General features: G+C 68.6%; 29 protein-coding genes. 12 read left to right on the top strand and 17 right to left on the bottom strand.

Annotated elements, in window-relative coordinates; translation table 11 throughout:
- Positions 1-39: 39 nt before the first annotated feature.
- Positions 40-1977 (bottom strand): PAS domain-containing hybrid sensor histidine kinase/response regulator, encoded by a 1938-nt coding sequence (locus AC3A6X_RS17910; protein WP_487843451.1) that lies wholly within the window; start codon positions 1975-1977, stop codon positions 40-42.
- Between the two features lie 260 nt (positions 1978-2237).
- On the opposite strand from AC3A6X_RS17910, the gene AC3A6X_RS17915 reads away from it, so the two are divergent.
- Entirely contained in the window at positions 2238-3074 is an 837-nt protein-coding gene (locus tag AC3A6X_RS17915; protein ID WP_487843452.1) for an alpha/beta fold hydrolase, read from the top strand.
- A 135-nt stretch (positions 3075-3209) separates the two neighbouring features.
- Positions 3210-4307, top strand: a complete 1098-nt coding sequence (locus AC3A6X_RS17920) for a DnaJ C-terminal domain-containing protein (protein WP_487843453.1) — start codon at positions 3210-3212, stop codon at positions 4305-4307.
- 20 nt (positions 4308-4327) lie between these two features.
- On the opposite strand, the gene AC3A6X_RS17925 is transcribed toward AC3A6X_RS17920, so the two are convergent.
- A complete protein-coding gene (locus AC3A6X_RS17925; RefSeq protein WP_487843454.1) occupies positions 4328-4795 on the bottom strand; it encodes a ferritin-like domain-containing protein in 468 nt (155 codons plus the stop codon).
- Between the two features lie 170 nt (positions 4796-4965).
- Between AC3A6X_RS17925 and AC3A6X_RS17930 the strand changes: the two genes are divergently transcribed.
- Positions 4966-5283 (top strand): hypothetical protein, encoded by a 318-nt coding sequence (locus AC3A6X_RS17930; RefSeq protein ID WP_487843455.1) that lies wholly within the window; start codon positions 4966-4968, stop codon positions 5281-5283.
- A 6-nt stretch (positions 5284-5289) separates the two neighbouring features.
- Here the strand turns inward: AC3A6X_RS17930 and AC3A6X_RS17935 are convergent, their stop codons facing one another.
- Positions 5290-6354 carry an alpha/beta hydrolase family protein gene (locus AC3A6X_RS17935; protein WP_487843456.1) on the bottom strand — a complete coding sequence of 355 codons (1065 nt, stop codon included), beginning with the start codon at positions 6352-6354 and terminating at the stop codon, positions 5290-5292.
- Between the two features lie 115 nt (positions 6355-6469).
- Complete coding sequence (locus AC3A6X_RS17940; RefSeq protein WP_487843457.1) at positions 6470-7600, bottom strand: AraC family transcriptional regulator; 1131 nt, start codon at positions 7598-7600, stop codon at positions 6470-6472.
- Positions 7601-7674: 74 nt separating this feature from the next.
- Between AC3A6X_RS17940 and AC3A6X_RS17945 the strand changes: the two genes are divergently transcribed.
- The gene (locus tag AC3A6X_RS17945; RefSeq protein WP_487843458.1) at positions 7675-7950 is read left to right on the top strand and encodes a DUF2164 domain-containing protein; all 276 of its coding nucleotides are present in this window, start codon (positions 7675-7677) and stop codon (positions 7948-7950) included.
- A 37-nt stretch (positions 7951-7987) separates the two neighbouring features.
- Complete coding sequence (locus AC3A6X_RS17950) at positions 7988-8185, top strand: hypothetical protein (protein ID WP_487843459.1); 198 nt, start codon at positions 7988-7990, stop codon at positions 8183-8185.
- 198 nt (positions 8186-8383) lie between these two features.
- Here the strand turns inward: AC3A6X_RS17950 and AC3A6X_RS17955 are convergent, their stop codons facing one another.
- The 3 genes from AC3A6X_RS17955 to AC3A6X_RS17965 all read right to left on the bottom strand — a co-directional run bounded on the left by AC3A6X_RS17955 (position 8384) and on the right by AC3A6X_RS17965 (position 11198).
- The gene (locus AC3A6X_RS17955; RefSeq protein WP_487843460.1) at positions 8384-9103 is read right to left on the bottom strand and encodes a pirin family protein; all 720 of its coding nucleotides are present in this window, start codon (positions 9101-9103) and stop codon (positions 8384-8386) included.
- A 118-nt stretch (positions 9104-9221) separates the two neighbouring features.
- Positions 9222-10049, bottom strand: a complete 828-nt coding sequence (locus AC3A6X_RS17960) for an enoyl-CoA hydratase/isomerase family protein (RefSeq protein ID WP_487843461.1) — start codon at positions 10047-10049, stop codon at positions 9222-9224.
- Positions 10050-10106: 57 nt separating this feature from the next.
- Positions 10107-11198, bottom strand: coding sequence for a response regulator (locus AC3A6X_RS17965; protein ID WP_487843462.1), 1092 nt, complete (start codon positions 11196-11198; stop codon positions 10107-10109).
- A 156-nt stretch (positions 11199-11354) separates the two neighbouring features.
- On the opposite strand from AC3A6X_RS17965, the gene AC3A6X_RS17970 reads away from it, so the two are divergent.
- Positions 11355-12197, top strand: coding sequence for a ParB N-terminal domain-containing protein (locus AC3A6X_RS17970; RefSeq protein ID WP_487843463.1), 843 nt, complete (start codon positions 11355-11357; stop codon positions 12195-12197).
- Positions 12198-12203: 6 nt separating this feature from the next.
- Here the strand turns inward: AC3A6X_RS17970 and AC3A6X_RS17975 are convergent, their stop codons facing one another.
- From AC3A6X_RS17975 to AC3A6X_RS17985, 3 genes are all read right to left on the bottom strand, one after another.
- Entirely contained in the window at positions 12204-12542 is a 339-nt protein-coding gene (locus tag AC3A6X_RS17975; protein WP_487843464.1) for a hypothetical protein, read from the bottom strand.
- A 171-nt stretch (positions 12543-12713) separates the two neighbouring features.
- Entirely contained in the window at positions 12714-13313 is a 600-nt protein-coding gene (locus AC3A6X_RS17980; RefSeq protein WP_487843465.1) for an ATP-dependent Clp protease proteolytic subunit, read from the bottom strand.
- A 248-nt stretch (positions 13314-13561) separates the two neighbouring features.
- A complete protein-coding gene (locus tag AC3A6X_RS17985; RefSeq protein ID WP_487843466.1) occupies positions 13562-14431 on the bottom strand; it encodes an alpha/beta fold hydrolase in 870 nt (289 codons plus the stop codon).
- A gap of 308 nt (positions 14432-14739) precedes the next feature.
- Here AC3A6X_RS17985 and AC3A6X_RS17990 point away from each other — a divergent pair, with 308 nt between their 5' ends.
- Positions 14740-15525, top strand: coding sequence for a hypothetical protein (locus AC3A6X_RS17990; RefSeq protein ID WP_487843467.1), 786 nt, complete (start codon positions 14740-14742; stop codon positions 15523-15525).
- Positions 15526-15661: 136 nt separating this feature from the next.
- Here the strand turns inward: AC3A6X_RS17990 and arsC are convergent, their stop codons facing one another.
- Positions 15662-16087 (bottom strand): arsenate reductase (glutaredoxin), encoded by a 426-nt coding sequence (gene arsC / locus AC3A6X_RS17995; RefSeq protein WP_487843468.1) that lies wholly within the window; start codon positions 16085-16087, stop codon positions 15662-15664.
- Positions 16088-16131: 44 nt separating this feature from the next.
- On the bottom strand, positions 16132-16353 hold the full coding sequence (locus tag AC3A6X_RS18000; RefSeq protein WP_487843469.1) for a hypothetical protein: 222 nt from the start codon (positions 16351-16353) through the stop codon (positions 16132-16134).
- Positions 16354-16499: 146 nt separating this feature from the next.
- Here AC3A6X_RS18000 and AC3A6X_RS18005 point away from each other — a divergent pair, with 146 nt between their 5' ends.
- Positions 16500-16922: a CopG family transcriptional regulator gene (locus tag AC3A6X_RS18005; protein WP_487843470.1), complete on the top strand. Its 423-nt coding sequence runs from the start codon at positions 16500-16502 to the stop codon at positions 16920-16922.
- A 23-nt stretch (positions 16923-16945) separates the two neighbouring features.
- Positions 16946-18028, top strand: coding sequence for an extracellular catalytic domain type 1 short-chain-length polyhydroxyalkanoate depolymerase (locus AC3A6X_RS18010; RefSeq protein ID WP_487843471.1), 1083 nt, complete (start codon positions 16946-16948; stop codon positions 18026-18028).
- Between the two features lie 65 nt (positions 18029-18093).
- On the opposite strand, the gene AC3A6X_RS18015 is transcribed toward AC3A6X_RS18010, so the two are convergent.
- Positions 18094-18570 carry an adhesin gene (locus AC3A6X_RS18015; protein ID WP_487843472.1) on the bottom strand — a complete coding sequence of 159 codons (477 nt, stop codon included), beginning with the start codon at positions 18568-18570 and terminating at the stop codon, positions 18094-18096.
- Between the two features lie 153 nt (positions 18571-18723).
- Positions 18724-19818 (bottom strand): glycosyltransferase WbsX family protein, encoded by a 1095-nt coding sequence (locus AC3A6X_RS18020; protein ID WP_487843473.1) that lies wholly within the window; start codon positions 19816-19818, stop codon positions 18724-18726.
- A 195-nt stretch (positions 19819-20013) separates the two neighbouring features.
- On the opposite strand from AC3A6X_RS18020, the gene AC3A6X_RS18025 reads away from it, so the two are divergent.
- On the top strand, positions 20014-20427 hold the full coding sequence (locus AC3A6X_RS18025) for a PPC domain-containing DNA-binding protein (RefSeq protein WP_487843474.1): 414 nt from the start codon (positions 20014-20016) through the stop codon (positions 20425-20427).
- 9 nt (positions 20428-20436) lie between these two features.
- Here AC3A6X_RS18025 and AC3A6X_RS18030 read toward each other — a convergent pair whose 3' ends face one another.
- The 3 genes from AC3A6X_RS18030 to AC3A6X_RS18040 form a co-directional block, all read right to left on the bottom strand.
- A complete protein-coding gene (locus tag AC3A6X_RS18030) occupies positions 20437-21291 on the bottom strand; it encodes an ATP adenylyltransferase family protein (RefSeq protein ID WP_487843475.1) in 855 nt (284 codons plus the stop codon).
- A 67-nt stretch (positions 21292-21358) separates the two neighbouring features.
- Positions 21359-22258, bottom strand: coding sequence for a hypothetical protein (locus AC3A6X_RS18035; RefSeq protein ID WP_487843476.1), 900 nt, complete (start codon positions 22256-22258; stop codon positions 21359-21361).
- A gap of 21 nt (positions 22259-22279) precedes the next feature.
- Entirely contained in the window at positions 22280-22768 is a 489-nt protein-coding gene (locus tag AC3A6X_RS18040; RefSeq protein WP_487843477.1) for a hypothetical protein, read from the bottom strand.
- Here AC3A6X_RS18040 and AC3A6X_RS18045 point away from each other — a divergent pair.
- Both AC3A6X_RS18045 and AC3A6X_RS18050 read left to right on the top strand, forming a co-directional pair.
- Positions 22752-23303 (top strand): hypothetical protein, encoded by a 552-nt coding sequence (locus AC3A6X_RS18045; protein ID WP_487843478.1) that lies wholly within the window; start codon positions 22752-22754, stop codon positions 23301-23303. The two genes, AC3A6X_RS18040 and AC3A6X_RS18045, sit on opposite strands and share 17 nt — an antisense overlap.
- A gap of 29 nt (positions 23304-23332) precedes the next feature.
- Complete coding sequence (locus tag AC3A6X_RS18050) at positions 23333-25357, top strand: AsmA family protein (protein ID WP_487843479.1); 2025 nt, start codon at positions 23333-23335, stop codon at positions 25355-25357.
- Positions 25358-25367: the final 10 nt, after the last annotated feature.

Genomic DNA, 25367 nt, shown 5'->3' on the forward strand with positions numbered 1-25367 from the left:
GCGCGTCCATGTGCCGAACGGCCGGGTGGGCGGGGTCGGTCAGCGCCGGTCGAGCAGGCGCTTGAGCAGGTCCTCGAGCTGGCTCACGTCCACCGGCTTGGTCAGGTGGGCGAAGAAGCCGGCGTCGAAGCTCAGCTGGCGGTCGCGCTCCTGCCCGTAGCCGGTCACGGCGATCAGCGGCGGCGGATGCTCGATCTCGGCGCGTGCGCGCCGGGCCACATCGAGGCCGCTCATGCCGGGCAGTCCGATGTCCAGCAGCACCAGGTCGGGCGCCAGGCGCTTGATGGCCTCGAGCGCCGCCTGGCCGTCGTGGCGCACGATCGCGTGGCAGCCCAGCGTCTCCATCAGCGCGGCCATGGTCTGGGCCGAGTCGCGGTTGTCGTCCACCACCAGCACCGTGGGACGCCCGTTCGACTGCGGGCTGGCCGCCGTGGCTTTCTCGGGCAGGGACGGGGCAGCGGCCAGGGGCAGCCGGATCACGAACTCGCTGCCCTCGCCCGGCACCCCCTTGCTGTAGGCGGCGACATCACCGCCGTGCAGCCCGACCAGCTGCTGGACCAGGCTCAGCCCCAGCCCCAGGCCGCCCTGCAGCCGCGCGATGTCCTGCTCGCCTTGCTCGAAGAGGTTGAAGACGCGCTGGATGTCCTGCGGCGGGATGCCCGGCCCGTCGTCGCGCACGCTCAGCACCGCGCGCTGGCCGTCGCGGTGGGCCTGCACCCACACATGGCCGCCGGCCGGCGTGAACTTGATGGCGTTGCCGAGCAGGTTGCTCAGCACCTGGATCATGCGGGCGCGGTCGCCGGTGATCCACAGCGGCGTCTCCTCGATCTCGGTCTGCAGCCGCTGGCCCTTGTCCGTGGCCGCCGGCGTCATGGCCTCGACGGACTCCAGCACCACCCACTTGAGATCGACCGGCTTGGCTTCCAGCCGGATCTTTCCGCTGGTGATGCGGCCGACGTCCAGCAGGTCGTCCACCAACCGCACCAGCTGCTTGAGCTGGCGCGAGATCGTGTCCTGCGCCAGGCGCAGCGTCCGGCTCTCCAGCTTCTCGCGGGCCATGAGCGCGAGCGCGTTCGAGATCGGCGCCAGCGGATTGCGCAGCTCGTGGCCCAGCATGGCCAGGAAGGTGCTGATGCGCCGGCCTTCGTCCTCCAGCGAGCTGACGCGGCGCTGGTCGGTCATGTCGCGCGTCACTTTGGCGAAGCCGCGCAGCGTGCCGCTGGCATCGTGCAGCGCGGTGATCACCACACTGGCCCAGAAGCGCGTGCCGTCCTTGCGAATGCGCCAGCCTTCGTCCTGGAAGCGGCCGTCGCGGCGCGCCATGCGCAGCTCCTCGTCCGGCCAGCCGGTGGCCTGCGCTTCGGGCGGGTAGAACACCGAGAAATGCCGGCCGATGATCTCGGTGGCCTCGTAGCCCTTGAAGCGCCGCGCCCCGGCGTTCCAGCTCACCACGTGGCCGCTGGTGTCGAGCATGAAGATCGCATAGTCCTTCACCCCCTCCACCAGCAGGCGGAAGCGCTCCTCGCTCATGCGCAGATGCTCTTCCTCGCGGCGGCGGTCGCTGAGGTCGCGGGTGATCTTGGAGAAGCCGCGGAACTCGCCCTCGGGGCCCGACAGCCGCGTGATGATGACGTTGGCCCAGAAGCGGGTGCCGTCCTTGCGCACGCGCCAGCCCTCGTCCTCGAAGCGCCCGAGCTCGCGCGCGACCTTCAGCTCGTGCTCGGGCCAGCCGCGCTCGAGCTGCTCCGGCGGGTAGAACAGCGAGAAGTGGCGCCCGATCACCTCGTGCGCCTCGTAGCCCTTGATCTTGCGCGCGCCGGTGTTCCAGCTGCGAATGACGCCGCCCGGGTCCAGCAGGAAGATCGCGTAGTCGCTCACCGCCTCGACCAGCAGCCGGTAGTCCGCGTCGCCGGGCCGGGCCAGGGCCAACGGCTGGGTGGGGCCGGGCGGGAGCGGGACGTCGCGTGCATCTGCCATGCTGTAGATCGATGAGGCCGGTGGCCGCACCCGCCAAGCGTCCTGGCGCGGCCCCGTGAAGCCGGCGCATCGGGAGACCAAGGGACCAGGATGCAGCCGGGGCGGATCGCGGCAGTCTAGCGACGCTCACCGGTTTGCGGAGTCGGACAGATGCCCGGGTTTTCTCGCCGGGACGCGCGCCTTGCGCAGGCGGACGATCAGGCAGGCACTGGGGACGCCCAGGCAGGACGCCCCGCGCGCGGCGCGCCAAAGTGCATCCCATGCAGCAAGACCTCCATCCCCATGTCCGCGAATCCGGGGCCGGCCCCGGCGTCGTCTGCCTCCATGCCAACGCAAGCAGTTCCGCCCAGTGGCGCGGCCTGATGGAGCGCCTGGCCCCGGGCTGGCGCCTGCTCGCGCCCGACTCGCTCGGCGCCGGCCGAAGCCCCGCCTGGCCGCCGGATCGCGTGGTGACGCTGGCCGACGAGCTGGCTCTGCTGGAGCCCGTGTTCGCGGCCGCCGGCGATCCCTTCTGCCTGGTCGGCCATTCCTACGGCGGCGCCGTGGCCCTGATGGCGGCACTGGCATGGCCCGAGCGCGTGCGTGCCGTCGCGCTGTACGAGCCCACGCTCTTCTCGCTGCTGGAGCAGGAGTCGCCCGGCCAGGAGGCGGCGAACGGCATCCGCTTCGCCGCCGCCGATGCCGCGGCCGCCATCGAGGCCGGCGACCCCGACGCCGCCGCCGAACGCTTCATCGACTACTGGATGGGCCCCGGCAGCTGGCGCCGCATGCCCGAGCCGCGCCGCGCGCCCATCGCGCTGTCGATGGCCAACGTCGCCGGCTGGGCTCGCGCCCTGTTCACCGAGCCCACGCCGCTGCAAGCCTTCGCCGCGCTGGAGATGCCCGTGCTCTACATGACGGGCGCGCAGTCGCCGGCCTCGGCGCGCGGGGTTGCGCGGCTTCTCACCGGCGTGCTGCCCGACGTGAGCGTCGTCGAGTTCGAGGGGCTCGGCCACATGGGCCCGGTGACGCATCCCGAGATCGTCAACGACGCGGTGGCCGAGTTCCTCGCCCACTGCCGGGCGACCGAGGCTTACGAACGGTCACGATATGCCTGAAAACGCTGGCAGATAGCGGCCAAAGCGCGCTCTTCTGTCGCCAGCGCGCCATCGCCTTCGGATAGCATCGCGCAGACGGTGCTGCTGCCTCCATGGACCTTCGTCCGGACGGCGGGCCGCGATGAGGATCAGCGCTTGGGCACCGACGACGCTTTCGCCGAATTGGGTTTGGCATCTGACGCAAGCGAGAGCGAGGTGAAGGCGGCGTGGCGCCGGCTGGTCTCGCAATGGCACCCGGACCGCAATGGCAGCGCCGGCGCCGTGGCCAAGATGCAGCGCATCAACCAGGCCTTCGAGGAAATCCGCCGCGCCGGATTCCGGGCCGCTCCTGAACCCTCGGCCGACGATGCCGACGTCAGCGCGCCCGGCCCGGCGACGGACCCCGGCGCCGGATTCGACGACAACGACGACGGCGGCGATACCGCCTTCCGCGACGACGCCGGCACGAGCCGGCAGCGGCGGCCTATCCACCGCAAGGTCAAGCTGACCCTCGAGGAGGCCGCGGCCGGTTGCATCAAGGTGCTGCGCGGCAAGGTCACCGAGACCTGCCGGGTCTGCGCCGGCGCCGGCCACCAGGTGCTCGGCGGCAACTGCGTCCGGTGCGGCGGCTCGGGCGCCGTGTCCAAGCGCTCCTTCTTCGGCTGGCCCACCGGCCTGGCGGAGTGCGAGGCCTGCCTGGGGGGCGGGATCGCGCGGCAGCCGTGCGCAGCCTGCAGGAGCTCCGGCAAGACGGCCGCGCGCAGCTACCAGGCCAAGGTCCGCATTCCGCACGGCGTGCGCCATGGCGACCTGCTCCACGTCGACGGGCGGCGGCTGCGCCCCGAGCGCCTTCCCGCCGATCTCGAAATCCGCGTCGAGCTGCTCGACCATGCCTTCTTCACGCTCGACGACGACGGCACGCTTCGCTGCGAGGTCCCGGTCGATGGCTTCGCCTGGGTCGCCGGCCGGCAGGTCCAGGTGCCGACCCTCGCCGGCCTGCAGTCCCTGCAGCTGAGCCGCGGCCAGCTGTCCTATTGCCTGAAGAGCCAGGGCTTTCCGGTGGAGCGGCGCGGCGCGCGCGGCGACCAGTGGGTCACGCTGGTGCCCGTGTTTCCGGAACGGCTCAGCACCGACCAGCAGATCCTGCTCGACCAGCTCTGCGCCACCACCTCGGGCGCCGGCGCGCGCGAGGATGAACGGCTCCAGGCCTGGCACAGGGGCCTGCGCGCGTGGGAGCGTGGCCTGCGCGACTAGCCGGTCAGCCAGACAGCCAGTCAGCTGCCGGGGCGGTCCGCGAAGGCTCGAATTTCGCCGGGCTTGCGCAGCATCTTGTCCACATCCGCCGCATGCAGCTCCTCGGCATGGATCATCTGGCGGGCAAACTCCTCCAGCGCCACCGAGCGCCCCTCGACCAGCTGGAGCAGCTGCCGGTACAGCGCCAGCGCGTGGCCTTCGGTGGCCAGCGACTCCTGCAGGATCGCCGACATGTCGTGCTTGTGCGAATCGAGCAGCGCGCCGATGCCCAGCGACGGATAGGCACCCAGCGTGGTGATCCATTCGCCGACCTGCTGCGCGTGCAGCAGCGATTCGTCGGCCTGCGCCCGCAACCACGAGACGATGGGAATGCGCGAGAAGCCGAACACCAGGAACGAGTAGTGCGTGTAGCGCACCACCCCCGCCAGCTCCGCCTCCAGCAGGCGGTTCAGAACATCGACGACCTGGTCCTTGTCGATCTGGGACATGGCGCACCTCCTGGCGTGACGGACGCCGCCTCGGCAGCGCGGCCCCAAGCCTTGCACGATCCATCGACTTGCGCAAGGCGTCCGTGGCCGAGCGCGCGGCAGGCGCAGTTGCGCCGGCAGGCCCGCGGTGCTTCAATGACCGGCTCCCCGCACGTCCACAGGAGGCCGCCATGGCCTACGAAGCCCGCTACGTCTTCAAGCCCAATCCGGGCGCCGACCTGGCTGCCGTCATGAAAGCGATGGAGCAGGGCGCCGCGCTCTGGCGCAAGCACGGTGCGCCCAACCCGCGGTTGTGGGCCATCACCGCCGGCGAGCTGGGCAACTACGTGCTCAGCGTGCAGTTCGAGAACGCCCTGGCCTTCGCCCAGGTCGTCGACAACCTGTCCGCCGACCCGGAGTTCCGCGCCTGGCAGGCCCGCAACACCGAGGAGGGCCACATCAGCTGGGTGCGCAGCAACCACGCGCGTGAGTTGGCCCTCGGCGGCTGAGCGGGTTCATCCGGGCGACGCCTGGCCGCGCGACGCGCGTTCCTGCAGCAGGTGCTTCGCGAAGAAGGCCGTGATCCTGCGGTCCACCTCCGGCATCGTGGCCGCGCGATCGAAGCCCGGCGGGTCGTTGAGCATGTCGCCGACCAGGCCGGTGAGCCCCGGCGGCGGGGGCGACAGCAAGGCCCCGTGTCCGGCCGTCGGAAGCTCGGCGATGCGTTCGCAGGCCGTGCAGGCCGCCAGCACCCGATCGCTGTGGAAGCGTGGAATCAGCCAGCGGTCTTGCTGCGCGGTCACCAGGCCCAGCGGCACCGGCGGCGCGGCCAGCGAGGCCATGTCGAAGTCGGCCGAGAAGGGCACGCCGGCCACCACCGCCGCCACCCGCGGGTCGGCATGCACGCGCGGCGTGTCGTCGTCGAAGCGCCAGCGGATGGCCGTGAGCGCGGCCCATTTCTTGATCCCGTCCAGCGGCCCGCCGGTCAGCCGCGTGAACAGCCCGACGCAGGACTGGAAATCCTCCTCCAGGTGCGCCTCGCAATGTCGCCTGAAGCCGGCCGGCGACCAGCGTCCGCCCGCCATGCTCAAGGCTGCATGGCCGCCGGCCGACATGCCATAGACGCCGACCCTGTCCAACTGCAGCAACGCGGCGAAACGCGGGTCGCGGCCGACCGCATCGATGGCCCGCGACACCTCGGCCGGCCGCCGCGCCCAGCTGTCGGGGCCGGGCGTGCTGTGGTCCCTGTAGTTGTCGGCGCGGTGCTCGGGCATGGCGACCACGAAGCCGGCCTCGACCAGGCGGTGCGCCAGGTCCGCATGCACCCAGGGCGAGCCGCCCGAGCCGTGCGAGATCACCACCAGGCGGCCGTTGCCGCGCGCCGGCCGGCCCTGCGGCGCCACCTGCAGCGTGAAGGGCCCGCGCCGGACCGCCTGCTCGGCATCGGCGGACGGGTAGTACAGCGTCACCGGCCCGTCCTCGGCCGTCGCGGCGATTTCGCCGAGGCCCACCGAGGCCTGGGCCAGGCCGGACAGCAACAACGCCAGCGCGGACGCCAGCAAGCGCAAAGAACGCATCATGTTCATTCCTCGTCGTTGATCCGAAGGCCCCTGCCCGCGGTGATGCAGACGATGCCGTGCCGCGCCCGCCCGGTCTTGCCGAATGCGACGAAACGCACTTTTCGGCTCGCCGATTTCAGGAATCGGCCAGCTTTTCCCGCCGGAACTCGGTGGGTGTGAGGCCGGTGGCGGCCTTGAAGGCGCGGTTGAAGGGGCCGATGGACTGGAAGCCGGCCTCCAGCGCGATGCTCAGCACCGGCAGGCTGCGGCGCGCCGGATCGGCCAGCGCGGTGCGCGCCTCCTCGAGCCGGAAGCCGTTGACGAAGGCGTTGAAGTTGCGGTGCCCCAGGCGCTGGTTGATCAGCCGCCGCAGGCGGTACTCGGGGGTGTTCAGCCGCGCGGCCAGGCCGGCGATGCTCAGGTCTTCGGTGCGGTAGGCGCGTTCCTCGTTCATGAGGCGTTGCAGCGCCTCGGCCAGCGCCTGGTCGGCGGGATCGGGCGCGGCGGCACGCATCGGGTCCACTGCTTCGACCTGCGCCGGCGCCGTGTCGGGCCCGTCGACGGGCGGGGTCGGAATCACGGCCGTGCGCGCCGAGGGAAAGAGCTCGGAGCCCGCCAGCCGCAGCATCCAGAGCGCCACCGCCGCCACGATGACCAGCAGCAGCGCCACGTCGATCGTGGCCATCGTGCCGGAGAGCCGGCCCCGCGGCGAGGCCAGGCGCGCGACCAGCATCGCGAGCGTGTAGGCCACGCCCGTCACCACGATGAAGGCCCGCAACCGGCGCCGCCCCTCGACCAGGTCCGCGCGCCAGTGCGCCGCCGCCGCGATCGTCGCGAGCACGGCGAACAGCAGGGGCAGGCCGCGCTGGAGGCCCATCGTGACGGGCGCCAGCGTCGAACTGCTGCCGGCCATCCACGCGCAATTGATGCCGCCCAGGGCCGCCGCCGCGAGCCAGGCGGCAGCATGCACGGGCCTGAGCGCGAATTCGTCATCGAACAGCGCCTGCACGAAGATCCAGAACAGCACCGCGTTGGCGACCGCGACGGCCACCAGAGGCGCCTGCCACAGGCGCGGCGCCGTTTCCTCGATCAGCGGCATCGAGCCGAGCACCTGCAACGCGAGGCCCAGCATCATCGCCACCGCCGCGCGCGCCGCCGGCAGGCGCGGGCGGTCGCGGCCCAGCACCCAGGCCAGGAGCAGCAGCAGGGCCAGCAGCATGCCGCGCAACGCGGCATCGAAAAGCGTCAAGGGCACGGTGTCGGTCATGGGCGGAGCAGGGCGCGACAGGTTAGCAGGCGGCTCCCGTACAGTAGCCATCGACACCACAAAGCCCAACCACCATGCCCATCGAGCTGAACAAGGAAGCCAGGAGCGAAGCGATCAAGTCGATCGAGCGCTACTTTCAGGAGAACATGGAAGAGCGCATCGGCAACATCGCCGCCGGCGCGCTCCTGAGCTTCTTCGTCGAAGAGGTCGGCCCCGTCATCTACAACCAGGCCGTCGCGGAAGTCCAGGAGCGGCTCCAGGTGCGCATCTCGGAGCTCGACCTCGAAGTGCATGAGGACGAATTTCAGTACTGGCGCAAGCACGATGCTCAGCGCAAGGCCAGGAAGTGAGCACGAAACACAGCATCGCGACCCCCATGCGATTCCCATGGACCTCGGCGCTTCTTCCTACGGCGCGTTCGGGCTCGATGGGCTGGGGCACTACACGCTGGCGCTGTGCGCCGAACACACGTGGGCAATGAATCTCAGCATCTGGGCCGAGGCGGTTGCCGGTCTGGGGGTGGCGCTGGCTGCGCTCCGTCGGGCTTTTCGACGGCGCCTGCTCAAGGAGCATCGACATGAATGAACTTCACCGCAGCCGAGTTCCCGCTGGCCTTCGACCACAAGCTGGAGGGCAAGCTCTACAACGCAAACCCCTTCCAGGTGCAAGCCCTGGGCGAGCACGCCGCGACGACGGACCCGTTCGGCACCCACACCGTCGAGCCGGGCGACACCTGGGAACTGCCTGCGGGCGCTGAGTTCATTCGCCAACGCGAGCAGCCGTCTAGGCCAGATCGAACCAGAGCCAGCGGCAGTCCGTCAGTGCCTGCAAGTGGACGGCCCGCACCGTCGCCATCTGCAGGGCATCGCCGCCGCGCAGCTCGAAAGCATCGCCATCCGGTTCCTCCCGCGCCGACAGGATGCCGTCCAGGACCTGCAGCCAGCCGAAGCGACCCGCCGCGATCGTATGGGTACATCGACCGTCCGACGCCATGCGGCCCGCCCAGATTCGTACCGGCGCGCGCAAGCGCAGGGAGCCGTCGGTCGCATCCGGGCTCGCGACGAGACGAAAGGGCGCGCTGGCTTCGTTCAGCGCGCCGGGAAGAGCTTGGTACTGCGCAGCCGCATCGTCGGCCTCACCGTGCAGCCAGATCTGGAACAGATGCGCCCGCTCCGTCGCGGAGGGGTTGCGTTCTGAGTGCCTGATGCCGGTCCCTGAACTGATGAGCTGGACGTCCCCGCCGTGCAGCGTCCCCGCGTTGCCGGCCGAGTCTCTGTGCTCGATGGTGCCGGTCAACAGGAAGGTGAGGATCTCGAAGTGGTCGTGCGCGTGCTCGGCGAAGCCCGAGCCGCCGGCCACCACGTCCTCGTTGATGACGCGCAACGCCCTGAAGCCCATCCTCAGCGGATCGTTGAACGAGCCGAAGGAAAACGTGTGGTGGCTGGTGAGCCAGCCCGTACGGGTCAGGCCGCGTGCCTGGCGATCATGGAAGACGTCGTTCATGCGCCGACCTTACGCCCCGGGCTCCTGGCCACCCGACCGGGTGCGTGCGGGGTCGACCGCACCAGTGCCTGGGCAATGGATTTCATGGTTGGCTCTGGGTGATTTTGGCGATCAGGCCCTAGAAGGGGCAGGACGGATCGAACTTCGGGCTGCGCTTCTCGCGCAGCGAAGCGATGCCTTCCTGCACGTCCGGCCCCGAGAAGCCGATGAATTCCAGCGCCAACGAGCTGTCGAAGGTGGGCCCGGCCAGGCGCAGCCAGTTGTTGAGCGCGTACTTGGTCCAGCGGATTGCGGTCTGCGAACCGGCGGCCAGCTTCTCGGCCACCTCGAAGGCCTTGGCCACCAGCTGATCCTCCGGCACCGCCAGCGAGACCAGGCCGATGCGCTCGGCCTCCTCGCCCGACACCGCCTCGCACAGCATCAGGTAGTACTTGGCCTTGGCCATGCCGCACAAGAGCGGCCATACGATCGCCGCATGGTCGCCGGCCGCCACGCCCAGGCGCGTGTGGCCGTCGATGATGCGCGCCGTGGTGCTGGCGATGGACACGTCGGCCAGGAGCCCCGCGACCAGCCCCGCGCCCACGGCCGGGCCGTGCATGGCCGACACCACCGGCTTGGAGCAGTTGATCACGTTGTAGACCAGGTCGCGCGCCTCGCGCCAAACACGGGCGCGCACGTTGAAGTCGTTCGCCATGTCCTCCACCAGGCCCAGGTCGCCGCCGGCGGAGAAGCCCTTGCCCTCACCGCGGATCAGCGCCACGCGCGTTTGCGGGTCCTTGTCGATGTCGCTCCAGATCGAGGCCAGCTCGCGGTGCAGGTTGTGATCGGCGGTCGAGAGCTTCTTGTTCGCGCTCTGAGAGGCGCCCATCACCACCTCGAGGATGCCGTTGGGGTGGGGCTTGAGCGTGAGCGCGCTGTAGTGCGCGTAGGGGGAGTCGTTGGCCATGTCTCGGTCCTCGTTCGGGGGGTTGGAAACCCCCGATCTTCTCCCTTCCATGAGCGCCTAGCCATTTTCGCGCGGCCCGTCAGGCACGAGTGCGGCCGCGGCGCGCAGCACCTCCTCGAGCTGCTCCACCGTGTAGGGCTTCCGCAGCCAGAAGGTCCCGGGCGCGAGTCGGGACGGCGGCGGCCTGCCGGTGGCGAAGACCACCGGAAAGCCATGCCGATGCAGCTTCTGCGCAAGCTCGAGCCCGGAGAGCGCCGGCAGGTTGACGTCGGTCATCAGCAGATCGAAGACGCCGTCGAGAAAGCGGTTGATCGCCACCTCCGCGCTCTTCACCCCGGTGGCCCAATGGCCGAGCGTCTGCAGCAGCTCCAGCGTGATGGCCAGCATGTCCGGTTCGTCCTCGACCACGAGGATGCGCAGCTTGCGCGGCGACGCCGGCGCGCGCTCCGCGGCCGCGTCCTTGTTCAGCTCGGCCCTGCGCTGCGCCAGCCAGTCGAACATGCAGCGGCGGAACTGCGCGTGCCAGTCGGGATGCGAGAGCGCGTGATCCGCGCCCTCCAGCATTTGCACGCGCAGCGAGCGCGCGTGCGCGAAGGCCGCCGCATAGTTCTCGATGACCGGGCGCGGCACCGTGTCGTCGCTGCCCGATCCGATCAGCATCACGTCGCCCCGGAAGGCAGCGCAGGCTGCCAGCGCGCGGTTGTCCTCGGCGCGCAAGCGCAGCAGCCGGTAGGCCGCCAGGTCTTCCTTGTCGAGATCTTCCTTGGGCCTCGACCAGCCCCGGTCACGGTACAGCGCCGGCGCGCGCAGCGCGAGCCAGCGCACCGGGCGCAGGGCACTCGCGAACGCGGCCAGGTAGCCGCCGTAGCTCACCCCCACGAGGCCGATCGCGGCGCGATCGACGCCCGGCTCGCGGGCCAGCGCGTCGTAGGCCGCCAGCACGTCCTTCAGGTTGTCCTCGCGCGTCACCGCCGCGCGCTGCGCCGGCGACCACGACCCGTTCGGCAGGTCGACGAGGCGACAGGCCCAGCCCTGCGCGACAAGGCCATCGGCCAGCGCTCGGTAGCGCTCGCGGTGGTTGTCGTCCCATCCTGGCACCAGCAGTGCGCCAGGCTTGGGGGCGGTGGTCGAAGAGGCTGGGCTGTCCATGATGTGGTTCGTTCCCGACGGGGCAGGCATCCGAAGATGCCGGCGTGCCGGCTCGGCCGACCGTCAGCATCGGGCGCAATCGCTTGCCCGCCGATTCCTCGAAGCCCGGCCTCTCTACAATGCGGGCCCTTTCTCCCCACCCCCGCTCGCGCACCCATGGACATCGTCGTCAACGAAGAACTCAAGGCCTACATCGACCCGTTGACCCCGCAGGAGTACGAAGCCCTGGAGCGCAGCCTGCTGGCCGAGGGCTGCCGCGATGCGCTGGTGCTGTGGGGCGACGTGCTGGTGGATGGCCACAACCGCTACGGCATCTGCCGCAAACACGGCCTGGCTTTCCAGACCGTGCAGAACACGCGCTTTCGCACGCTCGAGGACGTGCATCTGTGGATGATCGACCAGCACCTGGGCCGGCGCAGCATCTCCGACTTTCAGCGCGGCGTGCTGGCGCTGCGCAAGAAGGAGATCGTTGCCGAGCGGCGCGCGCGTGCAGCGGCCGGCCCGGCACCGGCCCCCGACCTGCCGGCGAGCGCACCTTCGGCCGAAGCCATCGGCAGCGCCCCGCCGCCCGCTCCGCTCGACAGCCGCGAGGCCGTCGCCAAGGCCGCGCGCCTGAGCAGCAGCCAGGTGGTCATGATCGAAAAGATCCAGAAGCAGGCCGCGCCGGAGCTGGTGGCGGCCGTCAAGTCCGGCACCATCTCGATCAACGCCGCGGCCGCCGTGGCCACCCTGCCGGCCGAGGAGCAGGTCGCCGCCGTGGTCGCGGGCAAGGACGAGCTCAAGCACGCGGCCAAGCGCGTGCGCGAATCGAAGCGCAAGCCGCGCGAGGAGGGCGCCGAGGCGCCTCAGGAGGGCGCGCAGCCCGGCGACGAACTCCAGGCCCTGCGCCGGCGCGTGGCCGAGCTCAAGGCCGAGAACGAGGCGCTGCGCCGGCAGCTGGCCGCGCTGCAGGCATCGAGCGATGCGGAAGAGGGTGCCGAGCTGTCGGCACCTTTCTAGCAACGCCTAGTAACGGATCGTCACCCCCGCCTTCACGCCCTTGTTGTCCTTCCCGTCCGTGTGCGCGCCGGCGGAGAAGGAGACGTCGCCGCCCGTGCTCGCGCCCAGCGAGTAGTTCGGGCGCGTGCCGGAGGTGTCCATGCCGCCATAGACGCCGCTGCCGTCCTTGCGCTGCAGGCCCAGCGTCGCGCCGTTCGCGGTTGCCGCCTTCTCGGTCGGGGACAGGTTGGGGCTGACGTAGATCGAGCCCTCGTCGTTGCTTTCGAGCGGGAGCTTCGGCGTTTGGGCAAAGGAGGTCGCGCAGCAGGCGGCAAGGGCAAGCGATGTCAGGAGGGGTTTGTTCATGACGTCAGGGACAAGGCGTCGAGGGCAAACCAGCAACCTTATCCAAGGCTGCAAGGCAGGACAAGCATTCCGGCCCCGATGCGATGATTCACGCCGCTGCAGTGCTGCTTCGAGGAGACGAAAGTGTTTTCACATGTAGTCGTCAGCGCGACCGATTTCCGGCCCGGCGGCCTAAGCTTGCAGCTCGCTCTTGCGCTCGATGATGCGCGACACCAGCCCGTACTCCACCGCCTCCTCGGCCGACAGCCAGCGGTCGCGCTCGATGTCGGACATCACCGCCTCGAAGGACTTGCCGGTCTCGCGTGCGATGGTGCGCGCGATGCGCTCGCGGGCCTTGAGGATCTCCTGCGCGTGGATCGCGATGTCGCTCGCCGGCCCGCCGGCGCCGCCGCTGGGCTGATGGATCAGGAAGCGCGTGTTCGGCAGGCAGAAGCGCCGTTCGCGCGGCACCGCCAGGTACAGGTGCGTGGCCGCGCTGCCCACCCAGCCGGTGCCGATCATGCGCACCGGCGCCGCGATGAAGCGCACCACGTCGTGGATCGCATCGCCCGACTCCAGGTGGCCGCCCGGCGAGCTCACCAGGATGTCGATGGGTGCGTCGCTGTCGGCGTCCAGCGCGATCAGCCGGCGCGTCGCGTCGCGCGCCGCAACGTCGGTAATCGTGCCGAAGATCAGCAGCGTGCGCGACTTGAAGGCCTTTTCTTCTAGATAGGAACTGCTGCGCGGTTCGCTTGCCGGGGAGTCCGGTGCGTCTTCTTCAGGGGTTTCCATGGTGCTCCTCGACGTGTAGATGCCATGACGAACAGGGCCCGCAATGCATGATGGGCCGCCGGCGGCAAGCCGCCTCGCGTCGATTCTGGGGCAAACGCCGGGCCATCGCGCGAACGCGGGATCGGCAAGACGCACGCACGTGCCTACGATGAGACCAAGGATCGAAGGCCTTCACATGCTGTCACACCGGTCCCCGCACGCGCCGACACGCGTGCTCCGTTCTCAGGGGAGCAGGAAGAAGAAGCGCCTCAATGCCTCGGCTGTCGGGCCGGGCGCTTCTTCCGGGAAAAGTGGCCCGCGTCGATGGCGTGGCCTTGCACGTCGTCGGCCCACGCGCGCCACAACGCGAGCGGCCCGCCTTCGCCGGCATACCAGGTGTCGAGCGCGCCGCCCGCGCCCCACAGCGCCAGCACGGGGCAGCCGATGCGGCGGCCGGCTGCGAGATCGGCCTGGTCATGCGCGCGATCGATCGTGGCCGCGGCGCGGTACTCCTCGCAGATGGCATGCACGTGTGCGGCATCGCGCAACGCATCGACGTACGCCGCACGCACCTCCTCGCCGAACACGCCGGCCGGCGAGCCCCAGCTGTCGAGCGCGTTGTCGACTACCGCCTCGGGCGCCGCGGCCAGCAGGCGCTCCGGCAGCGGCTCGGGCTGCGCCAGCAGCGACCAGGGCCAGTAGCCCAGCGCGAGCCGCGCATCGGCGCGCGCCCACACCGTCTCCGTCGGCAGGATGTCGAGCACCGCGAGGCGTTGCACGCGCTGGGGATGGTCGAGTGCCAGGCGGTAGGCGACGCGCCCGCCGCGGTCATGCCCCGCGACTGAGAAGTGCGAATAGCCAAGTTGCCCCATCACCTGCACCAAGTCCTGCGCCATCGCGCGCTTCGCGTACGGTGCATGGTCGGGTGCCGAGGCCGGGTAGCTGCTTCGGCCGTAGCCGCGCAAGTCGGCGCAGACCACTCTGAAGTCGCGCGCCAGTTGTGGCGCGACCTGGCGCCACATGAGGTGCGTCTGCGGGAAGCCGTGCAACAGCAGCAAAGGCGCTCCGGCACCGAGGCAGCGCACGAAGATGCGCGTCTCGCCGGTGTCGATCTCGCTGGATTCGAAGTCGTCCATCATGGATGAGCATGCCTTGGGCCAACAGTAGGCAAGCGTTGCGTCACTCCCTGTGCGCGCCGGCCGGTCGTCATTGTGGGAACGCGCCGTCGGGGGGCTGGGCCATACCTCCCCCGAACGGGGGTTGCGCCTTACGCCCGAGCGCGTACGGTCGCGAGCCGTGACATCGAGGCCCGCAAGTTCCGCTCGAGCCTGGATGCGTGGGATCATGACGCTGCCACGCGCGCGGGCATCTTGCTGCAGGCCTCGCGTTTCCTTCTTGCCTGCTACTTGCTCTTGACGCCGGCTTCGCGACAGAAAGGGGACGATCCATGGAAAAGCCAGTTAGCCAATCGCCATCCGCCACCGAAGCATTGACGCTCGAGCAGGTGCGCGACCAGCTTCAGGACCTGCGAAAGCAGTTCAGGCAATTCATCTGGGTGGGGTCCATTGCGGTCACGGCGCTCTCGGCCATTGGGCTGGCCAAGTTGTCGGATATCGAGACGGAGGCTCGCAAGCGGGTCGATTCGGCTGTCACGAAGGGCACCGAGTACTTCGATCTCATGTCGAACGCTCAGCTGAGGATGAATGCCTCCTCATGGGCATCGGCAGCCACCTATCTCGAGCAAGCGCTGGCCCTGCGGCCCGATGACGAGTTTGTCTTCATGAGCTTGCTCGCAAGCTACGTGGGCGGTGCCAATACCGAGGCTGGGCTTCGCCTGCTCGAGTCCGCCGATCGCAACGGCATGCTGGTCAGGAAGTTCTCCGGCGTTTGGACCCAGTTGAATGCGGCGAGGCTGTACATGGTTGCAGGCGTCAACGACGGCAAGTACATCAAGTCCGCTGAGTACCATTTTGGGCGAGCCGAGCGCGCCGCGCAGGCCCTCAGTGGCGGCGAGATGTCTTCCGTCCTCTATTCGCAAGGTATTTTTCAGTACCTCACTGGAGACGATGCCAAGGCACGATCGACATTCCAGCGAATGGTCGAGCTGGATCCAAGAACCAGGCAGTGGCCTGCTGGCGATCGCGCTGAGCCCTGGTTTCAGCGCTTGTTGAAGGCGAGGCCGACGTTGCAAGCCGATCTTGAGGATCTTTTTGAGGTCAAGAGCGGCGGCTGACTCATGCATGGACTGGCCAGAGTGGCGGCCGTTCGGCACCCGCACGCTTCGCGTACGGCGCATGGTCGGGGGCCGAGGGCTTGGCAGCTGCTTTGGCCATGGCCGCGCCGGTCGGCTGAACCTTTCCATCGGCTCATCATCCCGCGCGGCGCTCCCCGCTGTCCTCGATGCGCTCGCCGTCTTCCTTGGTGAAGGGTGCCGTCTTGCCCGCGGGCAGGATCTCCAGCACTTCCTCGGACGGCCGGCACAGCTTGGTGCCCAGCGGCGTCACCACGATCGGGCGGTTCATCAGGATCGGGTGCTGTGCGATGAAGTCGAGCAGCTCGTCATCGCTCCACTTCGGGTTGCCCAGCTCCAGCTCGGCGTAGGGCGTTCCCTTCTCGCGCAGCAGCGCGCGCAAGGGCTGCCCCGTGGCCGCCGCGATCTCGCGCAGCTGCTCGCGGCTCGGCGGCGTTTTCAGGTATTCGACAACGGTGGGCTCGATGCCCGCATGGCGGATCAGCGCCAGCGTATTGCGCGAGGTGCCGCAGGCGGGGTTGTGATAGATGAGGACTTCGGACATCGGGCGATTCTCGAACATGGCCGGCGCCGCAGCATCTCCCGCGGTCATTCGATCCAGGGACCGCCGAGCATGGCTTGTATGTAGGCCGCGACTTTGACCAGGTCCTCGTCGGACAGCGGGACCGGGGGGGCATCGACAAGATGCTCGGCGACCAGGTGCAGCTTTGCCGACGCATTGGGCTGCTCGTGGAGCAGAACCGCGATCGCCGTGGTTTGGGCGACAGCCCGCAATTCGAGCGCACGCAGTCGCGCGTTGATGTCTTCCATTTCCATCTGGCCGTCCCCCGGGGTGCAAGTTAAGAAAAGTGATTCTGCTTCCAAAAGCGCAGACGCTCAGCTCCTGATCCGACCCTCCTTGTGGCATCTACTTGCCTTCCTTGCACCATCCACTTGGATGGTGTTAGGATGGCCGCATGCCTCGCAAAAGCGCTTCCCTCATGGCCTCGCCCAGGCCCGCAGACGAAAAGATCACCATCAACGTCGGTTGCGTGGACCTCGGCCAGATCGACCTCCTGGTGCAGGAAGGCTTCTATGCCAATCGCACCGATCTGATTCGCACGGCCATACGCAACCAACTCGCCGCGCAGGTCGACGTGGTGCGCCAGGTCGCGTCGCGCAAGTCGTTGGTGCTCGGCATCCAGCACTACGGCGCTGCCGACCTGCAGGCCACCAAAGTGGCCGGTCAGATGCTGCAGATACGCGTGCTCGGCTTGGCCGTGATTGCGCCCGATGTCACGCCGGCGCTTGCGCTCGCCACCATCGAATCCATCACGGTACTGGGCGCGCTCCACGCGAGTCCCGCCGTCAAGGCGGCCCTGGCCGCACGCATCCACTGACGAACCCCAACCTGAAGGCCCCCATGAACTTCGACTTCAAGCACTTGATGGCAGAAGCAACCCGCCTGACACGCACCGGCGACCTGCGCGCGGCAACCGCCGCGATCCAGGCCGCGCTGAGTCGCGGGCGTGGACCTGTTGTGCCATCGAACACCAATGAAACAAGCGGCGTGATCGACGTGGAGGCCAGGCAAGTCCCCGAGCCACCACCGCCCGGCATCTTCGACGATGCGCCTGCGGCGTACGACCCTGTCCCCGTTCCGGGCCGATTCATTGCCGGCAGTTTTTCTGACGCAGCCGGCTGCCGCGACTACAAGCTCTACGTTCCGCCCGAGGCGGGCCAGCGCCCCCTGCCGCTGGTCGTGATGCTGCACGGCTGCACTCAGAACCCCGACGACTTCGCCGCCGGAACAGGGATGAACGAGGCTGCGCTGGCGCAGGGCTTCTTCGTGCTGTATCCCGCGCAGTCGCGCCGTGCGAATCCTCAAGCGTGCTGGAGCTGGTTCAAGCACAGCCATCAGAAGCGCGATCGCGGCGAGCCGGCGCTCCTGGCGGGAATGACGCGCGCGGTCATGGCGCAATACGCGATCGATCCGCAACGCGTGTATGTCGCAGGGCTTTCGGCGGGCGGCGCGATGGCCGCGATCCTCGGCGAAGCGTATCCCGACCTGTACGCGGCCGTCGGCGTCCACTCCGGCCTGGCGGCCGGTGCCGCATCCGACCTGCCCGCTGCGCTGATGGCGATGAAGAGCGGCGGTGTTCTCGCCGGCAGTGCTGCCAGCGGCATGCCCACCATCGTCTTCCACGGCGATGCCGATGCAACCGTCCATGCGAGCAATGGCGAACAGGTCATCGCAGCCAGCGTCGGGGACACGACCACGGTCGAGATCCAGCATGTGAACGGCAGCGGCGCGCGCGCCTCGACGCGCCGCTTGCACCGATCCGCTGACGGACGGGTGCTTGCCGAGCACTGGACGGTACACGGAGCGCCTCATGCATGGGCGGGCGGCAGCGCCAAGGGTTCTTACACCGACGCCCGCGGCCCGGATGCGAGCGCTGAAATGCTGCGCTTCTTCTTCGAGCATCCACGGCTGCCTGCGCACTGAGCTGCGTCCAGCAAAAGAGCCCGAAACGCGTGAGCGCTGCGGGCTCTGCTTTCTCGATCGCTGGCTTACTTCTTCACGCCGATCGCACCCGAGCCTTGTGCCTGGCCGCCGGCACCGGCGCCCACGGCCCCGGTCGCGCCCTGCACCGCGCCGCCCACGGCATTCGTTGCGCCGCCCACCGCGTTGGTGGCACCGCCGACCGCGCCGGTCGCGCCCTGCACCCCGCCGCTCAGCGTGGAGCCCACACCGCCCAGCGTATTGCCGACCGTGCTGGCAGGCGAGCCACTGCTCGTGCCCGTGTCGGCACCTGCACTCGCACCCGTCCGCGTCTGCGCAGACCCGCCGGCACGCGTGCCGCGCTGCTGTTGCTGCGGCGTTCTCGCATCCGCGCCGCCCGCTGCGTTGACGTCGGCCTGCACGCCCACGCCGACACCGACCTTCGGCGTCTGCACGGTTTGCGCGTTGGCAGCGAATCCGCTGGCGGCCAGAAGGCCGGCGAGCAGGGCGCCGAGGGCAATGCGGTTGTGGTGTTGTTGCTTCATGTGTGACGGTCCCTTTCTTGATGAATGGTCACTGACAAAGGAGCTGGCTTCGAGCGCCAGTCCGGGAGGGACCATAGGGGAGGGCTCGTGCTGCGCCCTGTCCGGCAGGGGCGCCTGCAGCTGTGGGAGGTGGCCGTCGGCGAGATGTGGGGGTCATGCGTTGCGGCCGACCACGGCGCTGATGGCATCCAGATAGGCCGTGCCGAGCTCTTCGTCCGGTTCCAGGTAGGTGCCTTCCGCCCATTCGTTCCAGGCGTTGATGAAGATGAAGCGCGTTCCGGCGCGACTCGCCCCCTCGTAGAGCTGAGCGAAGCCGTCCTGGAATGTGGCGACGTCCACGTTCCGCATGACCAGGCTCGTGTCCAGTCGCCTGCGCGGCGTGTTGTCCCAGTCCACGAATGCGCCGGGGTAGTGGCGAGGAGGCCGGGGCCGACTGGCAATTTCGCGCCACATCGATCGGTAGTCCCTGCTTCGGGGCGCATAGGGGCCTCTTCCAAAATACTTCCAGCACAGCCGGCTGGCGCCGTTCGCGAGCTTCTCGGAAACCCTCAGATGCACAGGCAGGTGCGCCTGCGTGTAGAAGGGCTCGAACTCGACATAGGCATCGAACAGATGGCTGCGCGCATCGCGGCCGAACACTGTCAGCATGCTCACGACGTGCAGCCCCGCAAAGCCGGACTGCACCGCCAGGTTGCGCCAGCAGTCCAGCATGTCCTCGCACTCGGCAATGCTGGCGCTTCGATAGAAGAGGATCACCGGGCAGCCGTCCACCCGGATGTAGCGTGGGTCTCGAAACGCCTTCTCGAGATAGCGGAAGTGCGCTTCCCAATCGCTTCTGTCGCCATAGCTCTGCGGCATCAGGATGTCGCGGTCGCCGCCATCCCAGACACGGGTCCAGGGCTCGTTGGCCCATGCGAGACAGAACGGGAAGTCGGGCGCGCGCCGTCGCAGGATCGAATCCACGGGCCTTTCCAGCAGCTGCCGGCCTGCGAACCAGTAGTGGTAGTAGCAGAAGCCGCCCAGGCCGTGCGCCTTGGCGAGATCGGCCTGCCAGTCCTGCGTGCGGGGATCCGACAGGTCGTAGTAATGGCCGTCCAGCGGAATTCGCGGCTGGCGATGGCCGCGGAATCTCGGCTGCGCCTTTCTGACGTTCGTCCACTCGGTGAAGCCTTCGCCCCACCATTTGTCGTTCTCGGGAATGCGATGGAATTGCGGCAACAGGAATGCCAGCAGCTGCGGCTTGCTCAAGATGGAGGTCCTCAATGACGGGGTGCGCGGCGTTCTTGGGCACGCCGGAAAGACCGGCCATCCTGAGGCAGGTGGCGGCAGGCAGCGCTTCGTCTGAGTGCGGTCTGCATGTAGGCTGATGCCTACTGGGCGTAGGACAGCAGCGCCGTCCATCCCCCGTGGAACAACGATCCGACCGTCGTGTACGCTTTGCGCATGCGCCCACTGCCCGTTCGCCTTCCGCCCGGCTGCGATCTCAGGCACGCGCTGGAGTCACTGGCCCGTGATCAATTCCCGGATGGCGCCTTCGTCCTGTGCGGGATCGGCAGTCTCATCGATCCAAGACTCCGACTCGCCGGAGAGAGCGAGGAGGCGCGTTACGAGGGCCCGTTCGAGATCCTCACGCTGTCAGGCACCGTCACCCCTCAGGGCGCCCATCTGCACATGAGCATCGCGTCTTCAGCGGGAGACGTCAGGGGTGGGCACGTCGTGTACGGCAATGTGATCAGGACCACCGCCGAAGTCCTTCTTGCGCAGGCACCGGGATGGGAGCTGCTGCGCGAGCCTGATGCGGCGACCGGCTTCCTCGAACTGGTCGCGCGTCGTCGGCAAGTCGAAGACGAGCCTTGACGGTCGGGGTCATTCGTTCGATCGCGCGTCGGGAGCCACGTCCTGCGGCATCGCCACCGCGCGCAGCACCTGCATCGGCCCCACTGCACGGACGCGCTCCAATTCCTCTTGCGAACGCAGGAACAATGAGCCGGCGAAGCCGAGCCCGTTCACCGAGATCGATTCGAAGCAGGCGCGCGAACGCGGCACCACGAGCATCCAGCCTCGGCGAACCAGCAGGTTGTAGGGCGCCGACTGAACCTCGCCTTCTGACTCGGCGACAGCGGAAATGCCGCACCGATCGAGCAACTCGCGATAGAGCGCATGCAACTCGGGCGCCATCGCTTGCGGCGCCACGCGCGCGAACGCATGCCTGAACGGCAGCTGCGCGCCGCTGCCGAGCGCTCGCGCCATCGGTACGCCGTCCGGGCTCTCGGCGTCGAGCGGCAGCGGCACCAGCTGCAGGTGCTTGCGCCGCTGGCTCGCCCCGGCCTCGACGCCGCCGTTGTAGAAGCCGAGCCCGTCGACTTCGCGCAGGCAAGCGACGAGCGCCGCGAAATCATCGACGCCAAGCAGGCACTCCTGGCGCTCGAAGCGGCGCGTGACGATCAGCACATGACCGTCGAGCACCTGGAACTTGTTGAGCAGGACGTAGTGCGAAGACCCGAGCTCGCCCACGAACAGAGAAGGCTCGTAGTCGCCGAGCGGATCCGCGGCCGCCGCGGCCTGGCGTGCCTTGTCCTTGCGCGCGAGGCTCGACACCGTGCGCAGCACGAACCGGACGCCATCGCTGTCGAGGAGGATGGTTTGCGTCTCGATCGGCTGCAGTGCACCGTCTGCCAGGGCGCGCTGCGTTGCGTGCTGGATGATGGACTGCGAGAACACGCCGTCTTCTCTCGCCGTTCACGCGTCGACGATGAGCGTCGTGTGGCTGCCCATCACATGGCGCACTTCAGGCCGCCTGCACCGCAACCAGCCACAGCTGCGCCCCTTGCTGCGGCGTCGAGGCCCAGGTCACGTTGTAGCTCCCGGCCGCGCTGACCTGCCGGACGGCAACGGCGCACTGCACCAGGGCACCCGAAGCCAGCACCGAATCGATCACCGTGAAGCCGTTGTTGGGCGCGGCCGTCTTGTCCAGGTCGACACCGGCATCGCCCCACCACCATGCGACGAGCAGCGCAGGCCCGGTGGTGGTGACGCTGGCGCTGGTCAAGGGCTGGCCCGACAGCACCTCGCGCCACTGCGCATCGCGGACCGAGCCGCCATCGGTGATCTCGACGACGGTCAGCGTCGTTTCGTCGGTGACCTTGGGCTTCGCCACCGTGACCGCGTGGCCGGCCATGCCGCGGGCCTGCGCACAGGCATACAAGGCCGTCCCCGAGTTCGGCCAGAGGGTGTAGGTGTGCGCCACACCGAGCTGGACGAAGGCATTGCCCGCGTTGTCCGTCGGCAGGCCGGCAGCAAGCAAGCCCCGCCCGACGCAGGCCAACAGCGTGCTTCCGCTCGTGCGCGTGGTCATGCCGGAAGCGGACAGCGACGAGGACGTCACGCCGTCCCGGTTGAAGGCGAGCACGTGGCCGCCGAGGGCCGGCGCCGCCGAAACCGGAGCAGGTGCAGGTGCGGGAGCGGGTGAAGGCGCCGGAGCAGGGGCCGGGGCAGCAGCGGCGCCGGTTGCAGCGGCAGCAACAAGCGCTGCCCCGGCGCCACCACCTCCGCCACCGCCTCCCCCGCAGGCCGTGAGCGCAGCGCTTCCAGATGCCATGCCGACCGTCGCCAGCGCCGACATACGGCGCAACAGGGCGCGGCGCTCGTTCAGCAGCGCAAGTGCCGCATCTTCGGCGGGTTTATTCATGTAGGCATTCCGTTTTCATTTTTAGGCCTCCGATTGTGAAACGCCGAGGCCTGCGAGCCAAGCCACGCCCGCCACCCAGGTGTTACCGACAGTCAGTTCGCCCCTGTAGGTGGGTACTGTCATGGCCCGCAGTCCGTCGCCTTCATGGTGACTAGCGACTCGGCGCTGGAGGCATCGACGCAACGGGCGCAACTTGGCGTTCACTAGCGCCTTGGCGCGTTCCTCCGTCCAGGGGCGCTGAGCGATGACACCGTCACCTCCTTCACGCGTTACTTGCGTCGCCTGCGGTTCCTCGAACCGGGCCAATGCCATGTTTTGCATTGGGTGCGCGCGACGGCTGCCCACCTTTGTTGCATCCGGGCCTTCGGCGCTCGAAACGGTCAGTTCGCTGCCTCGTCGACCGAGCGCGCGAGCGCAGAGCCGCCCGCCAAGTCCCGCGCTACCGGCGGAGACGCCCTGGTTCTGGCTTCGGCTCGTGCTGCTGGTGCTGGCCATGATGATCGTCTTCATGGGGTGGTACGTGAGCTTCACCCACACGGGCGACGGGCCCGCTGTTGCAAACAGGGAGGCGGCACCTGGGCCAGCGGCCAACGCCGAGGGCAGGCGTGAGGCCGGATCGGAGGCCAAGCCCGGGCCCTCGCCCTCCGCCGCGCCCGCGCCCGCAAGCCTGCCGACAGCTCCCGCTGCCACCTCGTCGCGCGATGCTGCACCTGAAGCCCCACGCCCGAGGCGCAGTGACGCGCCTGTCGAAGCGGTTGCAAAGTTCTATCGCGCCCTCGCCGCCGCCGACGGCGCAACTGCCGCTGCGCTCGTCGTTCCGGCGAAGCGAGGGCGCGGGGCATTTCGGGCAGAAGAGATCTCGACCTTCTACGGCTCCCTCCGGGAGCCGCTTGCCGTTCGATCCATCCGCACGATCGACAAGAACCGCGTCGAGGTCAGGTATCGATACCGGGCCACGAAGACTCCGTGCGAAGGCACCGCCATCGTCGAAACCGAATCCGTCCTTCAGCAGACGCTGATTCGGAGCATTCGCGCCAATTGCTGACGCCTTGCCACCCCGTGGATGCGACCACCATGTCTTCATCGGCTCTCACCGGATTCGTGCGACGGCACCCCGTCCTGCTCGCCGTCGCCACGGCCCTGGTGATGCTGGTCCTCCTGTTCGACTGGAACTGGCTTCGTCCTCCCCTGGAACGCTACATCTCGCAGAAGACACAGCGCGAGTTCAGGATCTCCGACCTGCACGTCGAGCTCGGCTTCGTCCCCACCATCCGTATGCGAGACGTGTACTTCAGCAACGCTGACTGGTCGCAGCACGAGGCGATGGCCAAGATCGAGATGCTGGAGTTTTCCGTCTCGCTTCGCGACCTCCCCGAGAAGATCCTCATCCCGCGTGTTGCCCTGACCAAGCCTGACCTGGTCTTCGAACGGCTGCCCGATGACCGGAAGAACTGGATCCTCGCCGAACCCTCCGAGAAGACGCCGAGCAAGCTGCGAATCAGCACGCTGTCGGTCGATCACGGGCACCTGCGCTATCTGGACCACGGAGAGCCTTTCGAGCTGGACGTGCAAGGAAGCACCTTCGACCCCGCCACCCAGGAGAAGGTCAAGGATGCAGACGCCAAGCCTTCCAACGATCGCTACACCACCCAGTACAAGTTCAGTGGCAAATACCACGACGCTGCCTTCTCCGGTACCGCCCTCACCGGCGAAGTGCTCAGCTTTCAGGAGTCCGGCGTCCCGTTCCCGCTGAAAGGTAGTCTGGTTGCCGGCACCACGAAGGTGGAGGTCGAAGGCACCATCGCCGACGCCGCCGATATCTCGGCCATCGACACGCGCCTGTACATCGAGGGCCAGACGCTGGCCAACCTCTATCCCTTCCTGCTGCTTCCACTGCCCGCGTCGCCGCCCTATTGGTTGAGGGGCCAACTGGTCCTGAAGGGAAACCAGTACACGATGGATGACCTTGCCGGAAAGATCGGATCCACCGACGTCACCGGCAAGGCCCGCTACATCGACCGCAAACCGCGGCCCCTGCTCGAGGCCGAGCTGCACAGCAAGCTGCTGAACATGGCCGACCTCGGACCCATGATCGGCGTTCAGACCAAGGGCTCGGGCGGCAAGCCCGCGGTCTCTCAGGCCGAAACCCGCACGCGGCCTGCCGCCAAGGCCAAGGAGCAGGCGATCGATCCGAACCACATCCTTCCGGCCGGCAGCTTCGACGGCAGCCGCCTGCAGAAGATCGACGCCGAAGCGAGCCTCGTGGCGCTCAAGCTGGTCGTCCCGAAAGCCTTGCCGCTCGAAAGCCTGCGCGCTTCCTTGAGCTTGCATGACGCCATCCTGAAGCTCACGCAACTGGACTTCGGATTTGCAGGCGGCACCATCGCATCGCAGGCCGTGCTCGATGCGCGCGAGCCCACGATCAAATCCGATGTGAAGATCGACCTGCGACGCGTCCGGTTGGACCGGCTCCTTCCGGAAAGCCCCACGATCGCCCAGGGGGCGGGCTACGTCGGCGCGACCCTGCAGCTGAAGGGCACCGGCAACTCCATCGCCGACGCGGCCGCGAAGGCCGACGGCCGCATCGCCGCCACCATTGCGAATGGCCGCATCTCGAACCTGGTGGATGCCGCGAGCGGGCTGCAAGGCGGCAGGGTGCTCCAGCTCCTGGTGGGCGGAGACCGGCTGATCACCGTCAACTGCGGCGGCATGGTCTTCGACGTGAAAGGCGGTCGCGGCACGTCCACCCTGTTTGTCGTCGACACCGAGCAGACGCAAATCCTCGGTACCGGCGGGTTCGACCTGGAACATGAGCGCTTCGACATCACCGTGGCGCCCAAGCCGAAGAGCCCTGGCGTGCTGTCGCTGCGCACGCCGGTGCGTGTGCACGGAACATTCAAGCAGCCGGACTTCGAGATCGTGAAGGGGCCGCTCCTTGCGCGCGTCGCCGGTGCGCTCGCGCTGGCCGGCGCCGGACCCCTGGCGGCGCTTGTGCCTCTGATCGAAACCGGCCCCGGCGAAGAGACCAACTGCGGCGCGGTTCGCCGCGAGGTCGGCGCCGCGCGGGCCCAGGTCAAGCCGCGGGAAAAGCGGAAGTGACCTCTAACGA

The organism is Variovorax sp. Soil_C_12 (assembly GCF_057657375.1).